General features: G+C 52.3%; 16 protein-coding genes, 1 tRNA gene and 2 pseudogenes. 10 read left to right on the top strand and 9 right to left on the bottom strand.

Annotated elements, in window-relative coordinates; genetic code table 11:
- Window positions 1-188 precede the first annotated feature (188 nt).
- Window positions 189-1,763, bottom strand: coding sequence for a YadA C-terminal domain-containing protein (locus HV350_RS16060; protein WP_181628901.1), 1,575 nt, complete (start codon window positions 1,761-1,763; stop codon window positions 189-191).
- Between the two features lie 731 nt (window positions 1,764-2,494).
- On the opposite strand from HV350_RS16060, the pseudogene HV350_RS16055 reads away from it, so the two are divergent.
- The 9 genes and pseudogenes from HV350_RS16055 to rlmC form a co-directional block, all read left to right on the top strand.
- Window positions 2,495-2,572 (top strand): annotated as a pseudogene (locus HV350_RS16055) (oxygen-insensitive NADPH nitroreductase); the annotation flags it as partial.
- A gap of 59 nt (window positions 2,573-2,631) precedes the next feature.
- Window positions 2,632-3,534 (top strand): 30S ribosomal protein S6--L-glutamate ligase, encoded by a 903-nt coding sequence (rimK, locus tag HV350_RS16050; RefSeq protein WP_181628900.1) that lies wholly within the window; start codon window positions 2,632-2,634, stop codon window positions 3,532-3,534.
- 90 nt (window positions 3,535-3,624) lie between these two features.
- Entirely contained in the window at window positions 3,625-4,101 is a 477-nt protein-coding gene (locus tag HV350_RS16045) for a YbjN domain-containing protein (protein ID WP_016152413.1), read from the top strand.
- Window positions 4,102-4,534: 433 nt separating this feature from the next.
- Entirely contained in the window at window positions 4,535-5,647 is a 1,113-nt protein-coding gene (potF, locus tag HV350_RS16040; RefSeq protein WP_181628898.1) for a spermidine/putrescine ABC transporter substrate-binding protein PotF, read from the top strand.
- Between the two features lie 138 nt (window positions 5,648-5,785).
- Complete coding sequence (gene potG, locus HV350_RS16035; RefSeq protein WP_016152415.1) at window positions 5,786-6,919, top strand: putrescine ABC transporter ATP-binding subunit PotG; 1,134 nt, start codon at window positions 5,786-5,788, stop codon at window positions 6,917-6,919.
- A 9-nt stretch (window positions 6,920-6,928) separates the two neighbouring features.
- Complete coding sequence (gene potH / locus HV350_RS16030; RefSeq protein ID WP_016152416.1) at window positions 6,929-7,882, top strand: putrescine ABC transporter permease PotH; 954 nt, start codon at window positions 6,929-6,931, stop codon at window positions 7,880-7,882.
- Complete coding sequence (gene potI / locus HV350_RS16025) at window positions 7,879-8,724, top strand: putrescine ABC transporter permease PotI (protein WP_016152417.1); 846 nt, start codon at window positions 7,879-7,881, stop codon at window positions 8,722-8,724. The genes potH and potI overlap by 4 nt, the downstream gene beginning before the upstream one ends.
- A 59-nt stretch (window positions 8,725-8,783) precedes the next feature.
- Window positions 8,784-9,272: a YbjO family protein gene (locus tag HV350_RS16020; protein WP_181628896.1), complete on the top strand. Its 489-nt coding sequence runs from the start codon at window positions 8,784-8,786 to the stop codon at window positions 9,270-9,272.
- A gap of 41 nt (window positions 9,273-9,313) precedes the next feature.
- Entirely contained in the window at window positions 9,314-10,441 is a 1,128-nt protein-coding gene (rlmC, locus tag HV350_RS16015; protein ID WP_049259765.1) for a 23S rRNA (uracil(747)-C(5))-methyltransferase RlmC, read from the top strand.
- 631 nt (window positions 10,442-11,072) lie between these two features.
- Here rlmC and HV350_RS16010 read toward each other — a convergent pair.
- The 3 genes from HV350_RS16010 to HV350_RS16000 form a co-directional block, all read right to left on the bottom strand.
- Window positions 11,073-11,160, bottom strand: a tRNA-Ser gene (locus HV350_RS16010).
- Between the two features lie 149 nt (window positions 11,161-11,309).
- Window positions 11,310-11,987, bottom strand: coding sequence for an isochorismatase family protein (locus HV350_RS16005; RefSeq protein WP_016156101.1), 678 nt, complete (start codon window positions 11,985-11,987; stop codon window positions 11,310-11,312).
- 16 nt (window positions 11,988-12,003) lie between these two features.
- On the bottom strand, window positions 12,004-12,864 hold the full coding sequence (locus tag HV350_RS16000; RefSeq protein ID WP_016156102.1) for a pirin family protein: 861 nt from the start codon (window positions 12,862-12,864) through the stop codon (window positions 12,004-12,006).
- 108 nt (window positions 12,865-12,972) lie between these two features.
- Here HV350_RS16000 and HV350_RS15995 point away from each other — a divergent pair, with 108 nt between their 5' ends.
- Window positions 12,973-13,884 carry a LysR family transcriptional regulator gene (locus HV350_RS15995; protein ID WP_181628894.1) on the top strand — a complete coding sequence of 304 codons (912 nt, stop codon included), beginning with the start codon at window positions 12,973-12,975 and terminating at the stop codon, window positions 13,882-13,884.
- A 79-nt stretch (window positions 13,885-13,963) separates the two neighbouring features.
- Here HV350_RS15995 and infA read toward each other — a convergent pair whose 3' ends face one another.
- The 5 genes and pseudogenes from infA to cydD all read right to left on the bottom strand — a co-directional run bounded on the left by infA (window position 13,964) and on the right by cydD (window position 18,705).
- Window positions 13,964-14,182, bottom strand: a complete 219-nt coding sequence (infA, locus tag HV350_RS15990) for a translation initiation factor IF-1 (protein ID WP_002211347.1) — start codon at window positions 14,180-14,182, stop codon at window positions 13,964-13,966.
- Window positions 14,110-14,467 (bottom strand): annotated as a pseudogene (locus tag HV350_RS15985) (hypothetical protein). The gene infA and the pseudogene HV350_RS15985 overlap by 73 nt, the downstream one beginning before the upstream one ends.
- Entirely contained in the window at window positions 14,468-15,172 is a 705-nt protein-coding gene (gene aat / locus HV350_RS15980; protein ID WP_046274664.1) for a leucyl/phenylalanyl-tRNA--protein transferase, read from the bottom strand.
- A gap of 44 nt (window positions 15,173-15,216) precedes the next feature.
- The gene (gene cydC, locus HV350_RS15975; protein WP_181628892.1) at window positions 15,217-16,938 is read right to left on the bottom strand and encodes a cysteine/glutathione ABC transporter ATP-binding protein/permease CydC; all 1,722 of its coding nucleotides are present in this window, start codon (window positions 16,936-16,938) and stop codon (window positions 15,217-15,219) included.
- Window positions 16,939-18,705, bottom strand: coding sequence for a cysteine/glutathione ABC transporter permease/ATP-binding protein CydD (gene cydD, locus HV350_RS15970; protein ID WP_047359392.1), 1,767 nt, complete (start codon window positions 18,703-18,705; stop codon window positions 16,939-16,941).
- Window positions 18,706-18,759: the final 54 nt, after the last annotated feature.

The following is an 18,759-nucleotide window of genomic DNA, read 5'->3' as shown; positions in this document are numbered from 1 at the left end:
TTTAGCTGAATCTTGGAATCGAAGACCGAATTTTCTTTCCACTCATTCGGGTTGTGCAACTTTGTCGAAAAGGATTATCTATAGGCTGTTTTATATCCTTGTCTTACTTTTTTCGATAAGAGCATCATATTTTTTTTGATAGTTCATAAATATTCTCTTTTATTAAGGGCGATTCCACCATCCTTTATTTAAAAGCCCACAGCGATCCCTGTGGAGTACGCAACCTGTGTAGCGCTCGTGGTGGAAACACCTGCTTTAACCGCTACACGGTCAGAAACGTTATAGTTAACACCAACCGCAATTGCTTGTTCACCGCTATAACCACCAGTTGCCGCACCTAAAGAGAATTTAGAACCTGCAACAGTAGGGAGGCCAGCCAGCGCCGCAACGCTTGCGATCCCCGCATTTGCTTTCTTCTCGTTACGGTCAACTTTAGCCTTCAGGTCAGAGAACGACTTGTTTAGCCCATTAACTTCCTGTTCAACACCAGTAATACGACCGTCGAACCCTGCAACCTGGCGTTGTGTGGTGTCTGCCATATTGTAAGCGGTGTTCGCGGTGGTCTGGGCAACATCGGCTTTAACCGTAGCAATATCAACCTGTGATTTTGCTTCTGCTGCCTGGGTTGCTGCCTGGTTTACAGAATCAACAATGCTCGAAACCTGGGTAGAAACTACCTGAATATCAGTTTTCACGTTTTGAACATCGGTTGTGTTCTTATCAACCTTTGCAATCAGACCGATATCACCCGTTGAATCCGTACCCATCGTGGATGTTGCACCGTGCAAAATCTGGTTGATCTGGTCTGCTTTGCTGTGCGCTGCGTCCACATCACTTTTATCCGCTTTGCCGCTAACAGCTACAGAAAGATTCTGTACGGTTTCTTTATCAGCTTTTTCCAGCATAGTCTTCTGTAAACCGCCTACCGTATCCGCTACGTCCTGGACGGTGCTTTTATCCGCTTTCAGGTCGTTCAGTTCGTTTACCATCTGAGTATTCTTAGAAGCAGTATCCGCTACCTTAACCAGTTCCGTTTTATCAACCTTACCCGCGACCGCTTCCGCAATGGAGGTATCAACCTGGTTTTGGTTTACCTTGTCTGCAACCGCGTTAGAAATTGCCGCTGTCACTTCGGCTTTATCCGCTTTGTTCGAAACATCAACTGCTGACAAGTTGTTCAGACGGTCGTTAATTGCGTTGAGTTCCGTTTTATCCGCTTTCACATCCAGATCAGCTTTATCTGCTTTGTTGTTTATTTCCGTGTTGATATTGGTAAGGCTAACTTCGGTGGAGGTAACGCGATCAGAAACAGCAGTCAAATCAGATTGTTCAGCTTTACCGGAGACATCGACCGAAGTCATCGTATCCAGATGATGTTTAATTTGGGTGATATCACTGGTGTTGAGATCAATAATACCTTTGTAATCTTCAACCTTACGCAGCGCTTCCGTTGCGTTGGTGTTCGCGGTTTCAGCGATGTTTTGCACGTAACCAACATCATCAAGAATGACTTGGTTAGTTACTTTCTGTTTTTCCATATCGGTTATAACCTGTTCGAGGTCATAACCCATCTGACCGATGTCCACCACTTTCACACCTGGAACAGCTACACCGTTGATCTGATATTCACCATTAACCATCACGCCATTCGCCATCAAGTCATATTCTGGCGTTCCTGGTTGATGCGGGATAATATACCCGTTAGCGTTAACACCAAAAGAAGCCAGAATAGTAAAAACAACCAGAGTTTTTACAGCTTTCATACAAATATCCTTTTTGATAAATTAAATGTGAGTTTGGTCGGCCCCAAATCCAGGGGCTTTAATTGCTATAATTATTTCGGGTATTACGGGGTTGCAGCTTTTCGTAAAATGAAATCACTTTATTAAAATCACCAACATCATAAACAAGCGTTTTGGTTCCGATGCTTGCACTATATTCAATTACGCTGCTGTCTGTTGCGAAATTAATTTTTTGCTAAGAACTTCCTTGGCAAAAGCTTAGTGTTAATATCAGCCAATGCCATATCAGAAAAAATATCTCTGTGTTCTACTTGCGGTAATTAATGCAGAAATTACCAGGGCAATTAATTTAGAGTTGCTCTTCATTTATTTTTTTAGTCCGTGTAACAAACTGTAAATTGGTCGTACCACTTGCGGGGTATTCTAGTGACTTGTGAAAAATGAAATTTTGTTTTAGATCACATATCCTGACATTACTTTATTACTCGAAACTGAATGATTGGAAAATGAACTGTTGCGGAATGAAACGATATCGATACAACACACCAGGATAAATAGGAAAGGCAGGATTATCTGGAAGCGGGGCATCAGCCCCACACAGCGTTTCGCTTGTATCACGCCCTCCCAGTTAACCGTTTTGAGGAACTCGACGTGTGATACCAACCCGATAGCGTTGTTATTCGCCACGCCCTCAGGGGGGCGTGATAGCGGATCATCTCCTGTGCGTGGTCAAGGAATCCGACAACATCACTCTTCGCCGCACCATCGTTAAAGAAAGTGGTCCCTTTATCCTGGAATATTTGCATAAACAGGGGTGGGCTACGCGCTAAAGATTTTAACGCAGTGTATGATATGCCAGCTTTTACCAGGTCATTCAGAGAGGTGCAGGGTGAAAATTGCCATTTTGTCCCGGGACGGAACGCTCTATTCTTGTAAGCGCCTGCGTGAAGCGGCGATGCAGCGTGGTCACCTGGTTGAAATTATCGATCCCCTTTCTTGCTATATGAACATCAGCCCGGCGGCGTCCTCAATTCATTATAAGGGCCGCCAGCTTCCTCATTTCGATGCAGTGATCCCAAGGATTGGTTCAGCGATTACCTTTTACGGTACCGCGGCGTTGCGCCAGTTTGAGATGCTGGGTAGCTATCCGCTGAATGAGTCGGTAGCAATTACGCGTGCGCGCGATAAGCTGCGTTCGCTGCAGCTGCTGGCGCGTCAGGGAATCGATTTACCCATCACCGGGATTGCTCACTCCCCGGACGATACCAGCGACATGATTGACATGGTTGGCGGCGCGCCGCTGGTGGTGAAACTGGTTGAAGGTACGCAGGGGATCGGCGTGGTACTGGCGGAAACGCGCCAGGCCGCAGAAAGCGTGGTGGATGCCTTTCGTGGGTTGAATGCCCATATTCTGGTTCAGGAATATATCAAAGAAGCGAAAGGGCGAGATATTCGCTGTTTCGTGGTGGGTGACGAGGTGGTGGCCGCCATTGAGCGCCGGGCCAAAGAAGGTGATTTTCGTTCTAATCTCCATCGCGGTGGGGTTGCCACTATTGCGAATATCACGCCGCGCGAAAGGGAAATTGCGCTCAAAGCCGCTCAGACAATGGGTCTGGACGTTGCTGGCGTTGATATTCTGCGTGCTGAACGTGGGCCGCTGGTCATGGAGGTCAACGCTTCTCCTGGCCTGGAAGGGGTGGAGAAAACCACCGGAATAGACATTGCCGGCAAGATGATCCAGTGGATTGAGCGTCACGCTAAGCCTGAATTTTGCCTTAAAATCGGCGGCTAAGCACAATATCGATTGCGATCGTAGTATGACACGCTCTTTTTGCGTAAGCTGTGCCGGTATTTTTTTCATCAATAGAGGTCGCACATTATTATGACATCACTGGTCGTTCCCACTCTGGATACGTTGCGTCAATGGCTCGACGACCTGGGCATGAGTTTTTTTGAATGCGATACCTGTCAGGCGCTGCATTTGCCGCACATGCAGAATTTTGACGGCATCTTTGATGCAAAAGTTGATTTGGTTGATAACGTCATTCTGTTTTCCGCGATGGCAGAAGTCAGACCTTCTGCACTACTGCCGCTGGCCGCCGATCTGTCTGCGATTAACGCCAGTTCACTGACGGTGAAAGCCTTTCTGGATATGCAGGATGATAATCTGCCAAAGCTGGTGGTCTGCCAGTCTTTATCCGTTATCCCGGGCGTGACGTTTGAGCAGTTCGAATATTTTGTTCGCCAGAGTGAAGAGCAAATATCGATGGTGATCCTCGAGGCCGGTGCGCATCAGCTGTTATTTAACGCTGAAGAAGATGCGCAAAACAGCAACGCCGAAGTTCATTTCCTCCATTAATTCTTCCTGAATCTGGACATATATTGCGCAGCCGCTGCCAAAGCGGTTGCGTATTGCCTGTTTTTATTCTGCATTTAACCGTTCATTAAAGAATTATTCACCTCCATTCAGCGCCTTCCGCTGTATGTCATAGACAATTCATGCATAAAAAATTGATAAAAGACGTTTTTTAATCTGGGCTATATCCACAAATCCTGGCTAAAGTTATTCTTGCGAAGCTTATCAACGTCATCATTCAAACAGCCCCTTGTGGCCTGACCTGTGGCCACAATGCATATTGAATGCATGGGGGGATGCCAGCGCGCAATAGCGGCGTGAGGAGAGGCCTCTCTTTTCATGGGTGCCGCTTGAAAGAATATGCACGTTTCTTGCATATCATTAGAGTGTGACATTTTTGTTCGTTTGTTAACGAACTTTCAGAAGGAAAGAGATTATGACCGCCTTAAATAAACGATGGTTACCAGGCCTGGTTGCGGGTGCTCTGATGGCCATCTCTGCTGGCACGCTCGCTGCTGAACAAAAAACGCTGCATATTTATAACTGGTCTGATTATATTGCCCCGGATACGGTGGCTAATTTTGAAAAAGAGACCGGAATTAAAGTTATTTATGACGTATTTGATTCCAATGAAGTGCTGGAAGGTAAGCTCATGGCTGGCAGTACCGGCTTTGACCTTGTCGTTCCATCCGCCAGTTTCCTTGAGCGTCAACTGACCGCGGGCGTCTTCCAGCCGCTGGATAAGAGCAAATTGCCTGGCTGGAAAAACCTCGATCCTGAATTGCTGAAGCTGGTGGGTAAACACGATCCGGACAACAAGTTTGCGATGCCGTATATGTGGGCAACAACCGGTATTGGCTATAACGTGGATAAAGTGAAAGCGGTACTGGGGCCGGATGCGCCGGTTAATAGCTGGGATTTGATCCTCAAGCCAGAAAATCTGGAAAAACTCAAAAGCTGCGGCGTCTCTTTCCTCGACGCGCCCGAAGAAGTGTTTGCCACCGTGCTGAATTATTTGGGTAAAGATCCAAACAGTACCAAAGCGGATGATTACACCGGACCGGCAACCGATCTGCTGTTGAAACTGCGCCCGAATATTCGCTACTTCCACTCCTCGCAGTACATTAACGACCTGGCAAACGGTGATACCTGCGTGGCGATTGGTTGGGCCGGGGATGTATGGCAGGCGGCAAACCGTGCGAAAGAAGCGAAAAATGGCGTCAATATTTCCTTCTCAATTCCTAAGGAAGGTGCGATGGCCTTCTTTGATGTGTTCGCGATGCCAGCCGATGCGAAAAACAAAGACGAAGCCTACCAGTTCCTCAACTACCTGCTGCGCCCTGGTGTAATTGCGCATATTTCTGACCACGTGTTCTATGCCAATGCCAACAAAGAAGCGACAGCACTGGTCAGCCAGGACGTTCGCGACAACCCGGGCATTTACCCGCCTGCCGATGTCCGCGCCAAGCTGTTCACGCTGAAAGTACAGGATCCGAAGATCGACCGTGTACGTACTCGCGCCTGGACGAAGGTAAAAAGCGGGAAATAACCCGATGTACGGGACGTGACCCGGCAGGATTTACGCCTGCCGGGCAGTGTTGATCCCGGACACATATAACCCGGCAATACGCACCACCGTGGTGCGTTATTTGCACCGTTTCTTTGTTTTATGCCGGAGAGCGCCTAATTGAATGATGCAACCCCACGCCCACAAGCGAAAATCCGCAAGGCGCTGACCCCGCTGCTTGAAATTCGCAACCTGACCAAGTCCTTTGACGGTCAGCACGCCGTTGATGACGTCAATCTTACTATCTATAAAGGCGAAATATTTGCTCTGCTCGGGGCGTCCGGCTGCGGTAAATCGACCCTGTTGCGGATGCTGGCGGGATTTGAACAGCCAACAACCGGGCAAATTATGCTTGATGGCGTCGATTTAGCGCATGTCCCGCCTTATCTGCGTCCGATTAATATGATGTTTCAGTCCTATGCCTTGTTTCCGCACATGACGGTAGAGCAGAACATTGCCTTTGGCCTCAAGCAGGACAAGCTGCCAAAGGCTGAAATCGCCAGCCGGGTGAGTGAGATGCTGGGACTCGTGCATATGCAGGAGTTCGCCAAACGTAAGCCGCATCAGCTTTCTGGCGGTCAGCGTCAGCGCGTGGCGTTGGCGCGTAGCCTGGCGAAACGCCCGAAGCTGCTGCTGTTGGATGAACCGATGGGGGCGCTGGATAAAAAGCTCCGTGACCGCATGCAACTGGAAGTGGTGGATATCCTTGAACGTGTCGGCGTGACCTGCGTGATGGTGACGCACGATCAGGAAGAAGCCATGACGATGGCGGGCCGCATTGCGATCATGAACCGTGGCAAATTTGTCCAGATCGGCGAGCCTGAAGAGATCTACGAGCATCCGACTACGCGTTACAGTGCAGAATTTATCGGTTCGGTTAACGTCTTTGAGGGGCTGCTGAAAGAGCGTCAGGAAGATGGTCTGGTTATTGAGTCTCCAGGACTGGTACATCCGCTGAAAGTGGACGCAGACGCTTCCGTTGTCGATAACGTCCCGGTGTATGTTGCGCTGCGCCCGGAAAAAATCATGCTCTGCGAAGCCCCTCCGCCAGAGGGATATAACTTCGCGGTAGGCGAAGTGGTGCACATTGCCTATCTGGGTGATTTGTCGGTGTACCACGTACGCTTGAAAAGTGGCCAGATGCTGAGCGCTCAGCTACAAAATGAACATCGTTATCGCAAGGGATTACCAACCTGGGGTGACGAAGTCCGTTTATGTTGGGATGCGGACAGCTGTGTGGTGTTGACGGTTTAAGGAGCGAAGATGAGTACACTTGAACCTCCGGCGCGCGTGGATAACGTGGGGCGTTTCACGCTGTTTATGTCGCGGCTGCAAATGAAGCACGGGCGCAAGCTGGTCATCGCGCTGCCGTATGTGTGGCTGATGCTCCTGTTTCTGCTGCCATTTCTGATCGTCTTCAAAATCAGTTTGGCTGAAATGGCGCGGGCTATTCCGCCGTATACCGACCTCATTTCATGGGCTGACGATCAGTTATCCATCACCCTCAATTTAGGCAATTTCCTGCAACTGACGGACGATCCGCTCTATTTTGATGCGTATCTGCAATCTTTGCAGGTAGCGGGGATTTCGACTGTCTGTTGCCTGCTGTTGGGATATCCGCTGGCATGGGCGGTCGCGCACAGCAAACCCTCGACACGCAATATTCTGTTGCTGCTGGTGATCCTGCCGTCCTGGACGTCATTTTTGATTCGCGTATACGCCTGGATGGGGATCCTGAAAAATAACGGTGTCCTGAACAACGTTCTGATGTGGCTGGGTGTTATAGACCAACCGTTGACGATTCTGCACACCAATCTGGCGGTCTATATCGGTATTGTTTACGCCTATTTGCCCTTTATGGTGCTGCCGATTTATACCGCGCTGACGCGTATTGATTACTCGCTGGTGGAAGCGGCACTGGATTTAGGCGCCCGACCATTGAAAACCTTCTTTAGCGTGATCGTGCCGTTGACCAAGGGCGGGATTATCGCCGGGTCAATGTTGGTGTTTATTCCGGCAGTTGGGGAGTTTGTGATCCCGGAACTGCTGGGCGGCCCGGACAGCATCATGATTGGGCGCGTGCTTTGGCAGGAATTTTTCAATAACCGTGACTGGCCGGTGGCTTCTGCCGTCGCCATTATTATGCTGCTGTTACTGATTGTGCCGATCATGTGGTTTCATAAATATCAGCAAAAAAGCGTGGGGGAACACGGATGAATAACTTACCGGTCGTTCGCTCACCGTGGCGTATTTTTATCCTGGTACTGGGTTTTACCTTCCTGTACGCGCCGATGCTGATGTTGGTTATCTACTCGTTTAACAGCTCCAAGCTGGTGACGGTCTGGGCGGGGTGGTCAACGCGTTGGTATGGTGAGCTTTTCCACGATAGCGCGATGATAAGCGCCGTCGGCATGAGCTTAACGATTGCCGCCTGTGCTGCGACGATGGCGGCAATTCTCGGTACCATCGCCGCCGTGGTGATGGTGCGCTTTGGTCGTTTTCGTGGATCAAATGGTTTCGCCTTTATGATCACCGCACCGCTGGTGATGCCGGATGTCATTACCGGTTTGTCGCTGCTGCTGCTGTTTGTGGCGTTGGCGCACGCCATCGGCTGGCCAGCGGATCGCGGTATGTTGACCATCTGGCTGGCGCACGTCACATTCTGTACAGCGTACGTGGCGGTAGTGATTTCCTCGCGTTTACGCGAACTGGATCACTCCATTGAGGAAGCGGCGATGGATCTTGGTGCCACGCCGCTGAAGGTTTTTTTCGTCATCACGCTGCCGATGATTATGCCGGCGGTGATCTCAGGGTGGTTACTGGCCTTTACGCTGTCGCTTGATGACCTGGTCATTGCCAGTTTTGTCTCTGGTCCTGGCGCCACAACGTTACCCATGCTGGTGTTCTCCAGCGTACGTATGGGGGTCAATCCGGAGATCAACGCGCTGGCGACGTTGATACTTGGCGTGGTAGGAATTATCGGATTTATCGCGTGGTATCTGATGGCGCGAACAGAAAAACAACGGATTCGCGATATCCAACGTGCAAGACGCGGCTGAAAAAACTAAAATCTGCCAACCTGTCTATACGGCGCAGCTGCGGTGGCTGCGCCGTTTTCATGGAAGACGACGCGTTGGGATTTTTTAAGAAATCATCCACATCACATGCCCGTTTAAACGTCCCTACTTTAGTGCAGGTGGCGGCGCTGGCTATTATCATGATCCGCTGTCTCGATCTGTTGATGATTTTTAATACGCTCGGGTTTCGCGGAACCAGCGAGTTTATTCATCGCAGCGTCCAGACCTGGAATTTGACGCTGGTGTTTCTGGGTAGCCTGGTGCTGCTGTTTATCGAAATTTACTGCGCATTTTCGCTGGTTAAAGGTCGGAACTGGGCACGCTGGGTCTATCTACTGACCCAGATTATCGCCAGCGTCTATCTGTGGGCGGCCTCATTGGGCTATGGATATCCGGAACTGTTCAGCATTGCGGGAGAGTCCAGACGTGAAATCCTGCATACGCTGGTGATGCAAAAATTGCCGGATATACTGGTGTTGCTACTGCTGTTTGTTCCTGCGTCCAGCAGGCGGTTCTTCCGCTTGCAATAACGTGTATAATCTTCGCCCCCTGTTAATTTTTAGGTTTTTGTATGCAGTGCGCACTTTATGACGCCGAACGCTGCCGCTCTTGTCAGTGGATAACGCAGCCTGTCGCCGATCAACTCTTCGCCAAAACAGCCGATCTGCAGAATCTGCTGGCCGATTATCCGGTCGGAGAATGGTGCGCGCCGGTCAGCGGCCCGGAGAGCGCTTTTCGTAATAAAGCCAAAATGGTGGTCAGCGGCAGCGTGGAAAAACCGCTGCTGGGGATGCTGCATCGTGACGGTACGCCGGAGGATTTGTGCGAGTGTCCGCTCTATCCTGAGTCTTTTGCGCCGGTGTTTGCCGCACTAAAACCGTTTATCGCCCGTGCGGGGTTGACGCCCTATAACGTGGCGCGCAAACGCGGGGAGCTGAAATATCTGCTGTTAACGGAAAGCCGGTTTGATGGCGGTATGATGCTGCGTTTTGTTCTGCGCTCCGATGCGAAACTGGCACAACTGCGTACGGCGCTGCCATGGTTACAGGCGCAGCTTCCGCAGTTAAAAGTGATCACCGCCAATATTCAACCTGTGCATATGGCGATTATGGAAGGGGAGAGCGAAATCTTCCTGACGGAACAACAGGCGCTGGCTGAACGCTTTAACGATGTGCCATTGTGGATACGCCCACAGAGCTTCTTCCAGACCAACCCAGTGGTGGCTGGGCATTTATATGCCACGGCGCGCGACTGGGTGCGTCAGCTTCCGGTTAATCACATGTGGGATCTGTTTTGCGGCGTCGGGGGTTTTGGTTTGCACTGCGCCACGCCGCAGATGAAACTGACGGGTATTGAAATTGCGCCAGAGGCCATTACCTGCGCGAAACAGTCGGCGCAGGAGCTTGGGTTGCAGAATCTGCATTTTCAGGCGCTGGATTCGACCCAGTTTGCTACCGCACAGGGAGAAGTGCCGGACCTGGTGCTGGTGAATCCGCCTCGTCGGGGGATTGGGAAGCCGCTGTGCGATTTTCTTTCCCGCATGGCGCCGCGTTTTATCGTTTACTCCAGCTGTAATGCACAAACCATGGCAAAGGATATCCGCGAGTTGCCTGGGTATCGCATTGAACGCGTCCAACTTTTCGATATGTTCCCACATACTGCGCATTACGAAGTGTTAACTCTGCTCAGCCGACAATAACCGACATGCCTGATAGCGTGACGCTTATCAGGCAAATGCAACATGCGAAAAAAAAGCCCGTACTTGCGTACGAGCTCTTTCTCGAATATGGCGGTGAGGGGGGGATTGACTCGCTTCGCTCGCCCTTCGGGCAGCCTGTTCGCTGCGCTCTCAGTCTGTCCAACTGGCTGCGCCAGTTGTCGACCCCCGGTCGGGGCTTCTCATCCCCCCGCAGGCGTGCAACATGCGAAAAAAAAGCCCGTACTTACGTACGAGCTCTTTCTCGAATATGGCGGTGAGGGGGGGATTGACTCGCTTCGCTCGCCCTTCGGGCAGCCTGTTCGCTGCGCTCTCAGTCTGTCCAACTGGCTGCGCCAGTTGTCGACCCCCGGTCGGGGCTTCTCATCCCCCCGCAGGCGTGCAACATGCGAAAAAAAAGCCCGTACTTACGTACGAGCTCTTTCTCGAATATGGCGGTGAGCGGGGGATTGACTCGCTTCGCTCGCCCTTCGGGCAGCCTGTTCGCTGCGCTCTCAGTCTGTCCAACTGGCTGCGCCAGTTGTCGACCCCCGGTCGGGGCTTCTCATCCCCCCGCAGGCGTGCAACATGCGAAAAAAAAGCCCGTACTTGCGTACGAGCTCTTTCTCGAATATGGCGGTGAGGGGGGGATTCGAACCCCCGATACGTTGCCGTATACACACTTTCCAGGCGTGCTCCTTCAGCCACTCGGACACCTCACCATATTGTATTGCTGCCTGACCGCTTGGGGGGCAACGGGGCGCTACTATAGGGAGTTGCGCTAAAACGGTCAAGCAGAATTTACGTGTTAACTCTCGTTTGGTTACGCAATGTACATATTCCTCCGCCCGGACAGGCGCGGAGAATATGATTAGCGCTGAGAGTCCAGTTTTTCGCCGTTGGTCACGACTTCCTGGGCCTTGCTATAGCTCTCGATCAGCAACTGATAAGCCGGGAAGATTTTGGTATACACTTCCGCCCATTCAGCGGCGTCTTCACGGTTCCATGTCCCCTGAATTTCAGAAGCGACGGCGGCGGTATCCATCGGTATCACGCCAGCCTGAACAACACGTGCCAGGGTGATTTCCTGCGCCATTTTGCTGTAAGTACCGGAAGCGTCGATCACTGCGAAGACCTTGTAGCCCTCCGCAACCGCGCTGATGGCCGGGAACGCCATGCACACGCTGGTGATCGTACCGGCGATAATCAGCGTCTTACGACCCGTTGCTTTGACCGCTTTCACGAAGTCTTCGTTATCCCAGGCGTTGATTTCGCCTTTACGTGCTACGTATTGGGCATGTGGCGCATTGGCATGGATCTCTGGGATCAACGGGCCGTTAGGCCCCTGCGGTACCGACGCCGTGGTAATTACCGGCATCTTCGCCAGGGTTGCAATTTTAGCCAGCGCGGCGGCACGCGCACGCAGTTCCGGCATGGGCATATCGCCGACGGTCTGGAACAGCCCACTCTGATGATCGATAAGCAGCATGACGGAATCATTCACATCGATGACCGGACGTGAACCATTAAAGTTTGCAGGACTGGACATATTCTTCTCCTTCGATTCAGATTTGGCCAAAGCGGCCGGAGTTAAAATCGCGGACGGCTTCAGCGATTTCTTGTTTCGTATTCATCACAAACGGACCGTAACCTACAATCGGCTCGTTCAACGGTTCGCCAGACAGCAGCAGCACGCTGGCGTCGCTGGTGGCTTCAATGTGTAGCGTTTTCCCCTGCTGGCTTAGCACTACCAGTTGTGCTTCGCTGGCAGGCGTGGTGCCGTTTACGGTGATATTCCCTTTTAATACCACCAGAGCGGTGCTCCACCCTTCAGACTGGGACAACGTCAGCGGATGATTACGTTGCAGGCGCATATCCCAGACGTTCAGCGGTGAAAAGGTGTGTGCCGGGCCTTTCGTATCCTGATAACTACCCGCGATCACGCGAACGCTGCCTGCATCATCGGGCAAGGCGACGGTGGGAATAACATCGCTGCTGATGCCCTGATAACCCGGTACGGCCATTTTGTCTTTTGCCGGCAGATTGACCCACAGTTGCACCATTTCCAGTTCACCGCCCTGACGGGTAAATTCCGGGGAGTGGAACTCTTCGTGTAATATTCCTGCACCAGCGGTCATCCACTGCACATCGCCAGGGCCGATAATGCCGCCGCGACCGGTTGAATCACGGTGTTCAACTTCGCCGCTGTAAACTATAGTCACCGTCTCAAAACCGCGGTGAGGGTGTTCACCTACGCCGCGTTTTTCGTTACCCGGCGTGAACGTATGCGGACCCGCGTAATCAAGCAGCAGGAACGGGCTTAATTGCTCAGCATGAGACTGGTAAGAGAACATCGAGCGAACCGGAAATCCATCGCCAACCCAGTGTGGGCGAGGTGCGGTGTAGACGCCTGTTACTTGTTTCATATGTGTCTCCTCAGTGGCGTTGTTTTGATGTGAATAAGCTTATATTCATGACAGCGAGCTGGGTAGTAGCTAAAATAGCTCTCACTGTCTCAAAAATAGGACAATGAAATGACAAGGCCGGATCTCAATGATTTTGCATGGTTTGTGCATGTTGTAGAGGAAGGGGGATTCGCGGCGGCGGGTCGGGCGCTTGATGAACCTAAATCAAAACTGAGCCGACGAATAGCGCAACTCGAAGAGAGACTAGGGGTACGACTGATTCAGCGAACCACCCGGCAATTTAACGTGACTGAAGTCGGGCAAACCTTTTACGAACACTGTAAGGCGATGCTGGTGGAGGCGCAGGCGGCGCAGGATGCCATTGCCGCGTTACAGGTTGAACCGCGTGGCGTTGTGAAGCTGACTTGTCCTGTTACGTTGCTGCATGTGCATATCGGGCCAATGCTTGCCCGTTTTATGGCACGTTATCCTGACGTATCAGTACAACTGGAGGCCACTAACCGCCGTGTTGACGTCGTTGGAGAAGGTCTGGATGTGGCGATTCGCGTCAGACCTCAGCCATTTGAGGATAGCGACCTGGTGATGCGCGTCCTGGCGGACAGAGGACATCGCTTGTATGCCAGCCCACAGTTAATTGAGCAGATGGGGGCGCTACACTCTCCGGCAGAGCTGACCCGTTGGCCAGGTTTGAGTCTGGCCTCTGGTAAACATGTGCATCGTTGGGAATTATTCGGCCCGCAGGGCGCGCGGGCGGAGGTGCATTTCACGCCGCGTATGATCACCACCGATATGCTGGCGTTACGCGAAGCCGCAGTCGCCGGCGTAGGTGTTGTTCAACTTCCACAGTTGATGGTAAAAGATCAATTAGCTGCGGGTGAGTTGGTGGCGTTGCTCGACGGTTGGGAACCTAAGCGAGAAATTATTCACGCAGTCTTTCCATCACGCAGGGGATTATTACCGTCAGTGCGCGCATTAGTGGATTTCTTAACGGAAGAATATGCGCGGATGATTGAGGATTAAATACCAGGCTTCAGCCCACAAAAAAGGCCGGTTAAACCGACCTTTTATTATCTGGACGCCATTCGGGCGTTAAAAACAATCAGCGACTACGGAAGACAATGCGGCCTTTGCTCAGGTCGTACGGGGTCAGCTCAACAGTCACTTTGTCGCCCGTCAGGATGCGGATATAGTTTTTACGCATTTTACCGGAGATGTGTGCAGTAACCACGTGACCGTTTTCTAACTCTACGCGGAACATGGTATTAGGTAACGTATCGAGAACGGTACCCTGCATTTCAATATTGTCTTCTTTGGCCATCTAATCCTCTGGGGTATCACTACCGTAATTTGAACCGGCAAGATAATGCCGAAGTTCTTTTAATAAGTAAAGATTTGTGCGTTTAAAACACAGCAAATCGGGTTTGGCGCATTACTCTATCCACACACGGCAAAGCCGCACTTAAAGCGCAACGTGTAAGGGAACGAGGAGATAAACGATAGGCGTTGCCTGACGCGAACTGTTCCTTAACGGCGGCGGGGTAATGGGCTAAACCAACTCTGCGCGACAATTATAACACCCCGACAAAAAATGTGCCGAAAACATTCACTCCTGAGGTGAAAATAACATCCTGGGAATCCAGAAATGGCTCGGTAGCCGCTGCTGGCGCAGTCTGCTCAGGTGCTCAAGGTACTCCCGACGCGGTGTTTCGACGGCGCCCAGTGAGGCTGTGTGGCTATTTAATACCTGGCAGTCGATTAATTTTCCGCCCTGACGGATAAATTCAGCGCAAAAAACGAGCAGTGCGGTTTTGGACGCATTTTCCTGACGGCTGAACATCGATTCGCCACAAAACAGCGTACCTTGCGCCACGCCATACATACCGCCCACTAATTCATTTTGTCGCCACACCTCAATTGAGTGGGCATGCCCCAGTTCGTGCAGGCGATGGTAAGCATCCACCACATCATGCGTTATCCAGGTGCCTTCTTCCCGGTCATTCGCGCAGCCTTCAATCACTTGACCAAACGCGTAATTGAGCGTCACGCGATAAGGCGAATTTTTATGAAAGCGTTTCATGCTGCGGCTGAGGTGAAATTTCTCGGGCCAAAGAATGGCGCGCGGATCGGGCGACCACCAAAGGATGGGGTCGCCAGGTGAAAACCATGGGAAAATACCGCGCTGATAGGCCATCAGCAGGCGGGCAGGGCTGAGATCGCCGCCAAGCGCCAATAAACCGTTAGGCTCGCGTAAAGCGCCTTCCGGTGACGGGAAGGCTATGGAATGGCGGGACAGTTGCACCAGGCGCATGACAGCGAAACTCCACTACGCGAGTTTGATCGTTCAATAATAGCTTACAGACGTTGCTTAAACTGGTAATAACGCCCCTGCCTGGCTAACAGATCTGCGTGATTACCTTGCTCAATAATTTGTCCGTTGTCCATTACTATTATTTGATCAAAACGTGACAACCCACGCAGACGATGTGTAACCATTAATACGGTTTTGTTGCGCATGACATCGCTAATTAATTCAAGCATTTGACTTTCCGTTGTGGCATCCAACCCTTCGGTGGGTTCATCCAGCAGCATCAGCGGAGCATCGTGCAATAAGGCGCGGGCGATAGCCAGACGACGGAGCTCGCCGCCAGAAAGCTGACGACCGCCTTCGCCAAGCCAGGCGTTGAGTCCATCATCCTCAAGCAGTTTGTCCAGACCGACGCGGCACAACATCGCGGCTAATGCGTCATCGCCGGCGTCCGGTGCCGCCAGCAACAGGTTATCGCGAAGCGTAGCGCTGAACAGATGCACGCGCTGTGGCACGACGCTGATACTCTGGCGCAGCGTGGCTTCACTAAGGGTCGCAATCGGCTGTTCGTTAATCAGGATCTCGCCACTCTGCGGATCCCATGCGCGGGTTAGCAATTGCAATAACGTTGACTTACCACAGCCGGTGCGACCGAGAATCGCAATGTGTTCACCGGGGTTGGCTTGCAGGGAAAGTGTATCGAGTGCCTTTTGCGCCTGTCCTGGATAGCTGAATGATACATCGCGTAGCGTAAGGGTTACCTGCTCTGAAACCGAGGAACCCGCATCCGGGAAGGTCACTTCTGGCTGCTGTTCGGTCAGTTCGGTGATGCGCAGCGCAGAGGCAATAACCTGGCCGAGATGCTGAAACGCGCCGGTGACAGGCGCTAACGCTTCGAACGCGGCTAGTGCACAGAAGACAAACAGCGCGATCAGTGCGCCTGGCTGAGTGTTACCGCCCACGCCGCCTGAGGCCATCCATAGCATCATAATCACTGCCAGCGCGCCGACTAACAGCATGACCGCCTGCGACAACGCCGTTAATTCAGACTGGCGTCTCTGGGCTTCGTGCCACTGCAGCTCGGTGACTTCCATTTGAGCGCGGTAGCGTTCACTGGCGCCAAAAATGGTCAATTCAGCCTGGCCCTGTAGCCAGGAGGTTAACTGCTGACGATATTGCCCACGCAGATGCGTCAGACTTTGTCCGGTGCTTTTGCCTGCCTGATAAAAGAGTGGGGGCAGAATAAATAAGGTCAGCAGCATAATACCGCCGAGGGTGATAGCCAGCGTGAAATCGAGAACGCTTAGACCCAGCGTGACCACCATGATGACGACAAAAGCCCCCACCAGCGGGGAGATCACGCGCAAGTACAGATGATCGAGCGTGTCTACATCAGCCACCACGCGGTTAAGTAATTCACCCTGTCCATAACGGGACAGGCCCGCAGGAGAGAGCGGCAGTAGTTTGCTGAAGGTATAAATACGCAAATGCTGCAGCACACGGAATGTTGCGTCATGGCTGACCAGTCGTTCGAAATAACGCCCCGCGGTGCGGGTGATCGCTGCGCCGCGTACGCCTGCGGCAGGGAGCATATAGTTAAAGCTGTAAATTCCGGTGACGCCAACCACTGCAGAAGCCGACAGGAACCACCCTGAAAGCGTCAGCAAACCAATACTTGCCAGCAGCGTGACGATCGCCAGAACGATCCCCAGCGTTAACATCCATTTGTGCCGTTTATACAGCGTCAGATAAGGTAGCAAAGCGCGCATTTAGATGTCCTCCTGACGATGAGCCAGTAATGTCGCAAAAGCCCCGTTGGCTGAGCTAAGTTCGGTCCAGGTACCTTGTTCAACGATCTGTCCATCCTGCATCACCCAGATAGCGTCCCAGTCGGCAAGATCTTCCAACTGGTGCGTCACCATCAGCGTGGTCTGGCGGCGAGATGCCGCGTTCAACGCCTGCATCACGCGTTGTTCGCTGTGCGCATCAAGACTGGCGGCGGGTTCATCCAGCAGCAGTAACTGACAGGGATTGAGTAAGGCGCGAGCAACGGCAACGCGCTGCGCTTGCCCGACGGAAAGTCGGGCCGCCTGATCGCCAACTGGCGTATCCACGCCCTGCGGCAGCAGCGGTAAAAACTCGCTGACCCAGGCGCTGTCGAGTGCGGCTTGTAGCTGTTCTTCGCTGGCATCGGGGCGAGCCAGCAGAACGTTTTCGCGTAACGTGGCGGCAGGAAGCTGCGGATTTTGCCCAACCCATGACAGCTGTTTACGCCAGGAATCAGGTGACAGGTCGCGAAGTTCAAAGCCGTTAATTCGCAGCGATCCCCGATAAGAGAGGAAACCGGACAGGACATTAAGCAGCGAACTTTTACCGGAACCGCTGCGTCCAACCAGCACCGCACGTTGCCCGGCAGCCAGGGTAAAGTTGAGCGGGCCGGCCAGCACTTTACCTTCCGGCGAAGTGATAATCAGATCGTGTGCCTCAATTGAAACGGCGTCTTTCGTCGCCAGCTCAATGTCGCCACGCTCTGGATGAGCCAGCGGGGTTTCCATGAAGGTTTTCAGACTATCAGCTGCACCCACGGCTTGCGCTTTGGCGTGATAAAACGTACCCAGATCGCGCAGGGGCTGGAAAAACTCCGGCGCCAGAATGAGCGCGAGGAAGCCTGCCGCCAGCGTGACGCCCGTCCCGTAGTGGCCGAAATCGAGCTCTCCGAGGTAGGAAAAACCGAAGTAAACCGCTACCAGCGCAATAGACAGAGAGGTAAAGAACTCAAGGACACCGGATGACAGGAACGCCAGGCGCAGGACTTCCATGGTGCGCTGGCGGAAATCTTGCGACGCTGCGCGGATGCTTTCCGTTTCGGCTTCACCGCGACCAAATATTCTTAGCGTTTCCATGCCCCGCAGACGATCGAGGAAATGACCGCTGAGGCGGGCAAGAGCCTGAAAATTGCGGCGGTTAGCATCGGCAGCGCCCATACCGACCATTGCCATAAATAACGGGATCAGTGGGGCTGTTCCGAGCAGAATAAGGGCGGCTACCCAGTTTGACGGGAATACCGCCGCCACAATCAATAATGGGACGCATACGGCCAGCGCCATTTGCGGCAGATAACGTGCATAGTAATCATGCATATCGTCAATCTGCTCCAGGATCAGAGTGGCCCAGCTCCCGGCCGGTTTGCCCTGTATCCAGGCCGGACCAGCCTGTTGCAGACGGTCAAGCACCTGGCGGCGAATTTCAAAGCGAATATGTTGCCCTGCGTGAAACCCGACCCGTTCGCGTAACCAGACGACCCATGCCCGCAGGATGAAAATCAATACCAGCACGATGAAAGGAAGCAGCAGCGCCTCTCGGGGAATATTGGCCATGATCATATGGTCCAGAATGCGGGCCATGAGCCAGGCCTGAGCGACGATTAACAGACCACTCACGAACCCCAACAGGCGTGAAATGTTCAGCCATCGTTGGGAAATTACACTTTGCTGTTTTAACCAGCGGGTCAGCTCTTTTTGACGGGTTTTATTCATTGCACGCTTAGCAGGTGAGTTATTGGAATTTTTGGGCAGGGCAATGTTACAACG

This window comes from Citrobacter sp. RHBSTW-01013 (genome assembly GCF_013781985.1).
Taxonomy (GTDB): Bacteria; Pseudomonadota; Gammaproteobacteria; order Enterobacterales; family Enterobacteriaceae; genus Citrobacter; species Citrobacter braakii.
This window is presented reverse-complemented; position numbering and strand designations above follow the sequence as displayed.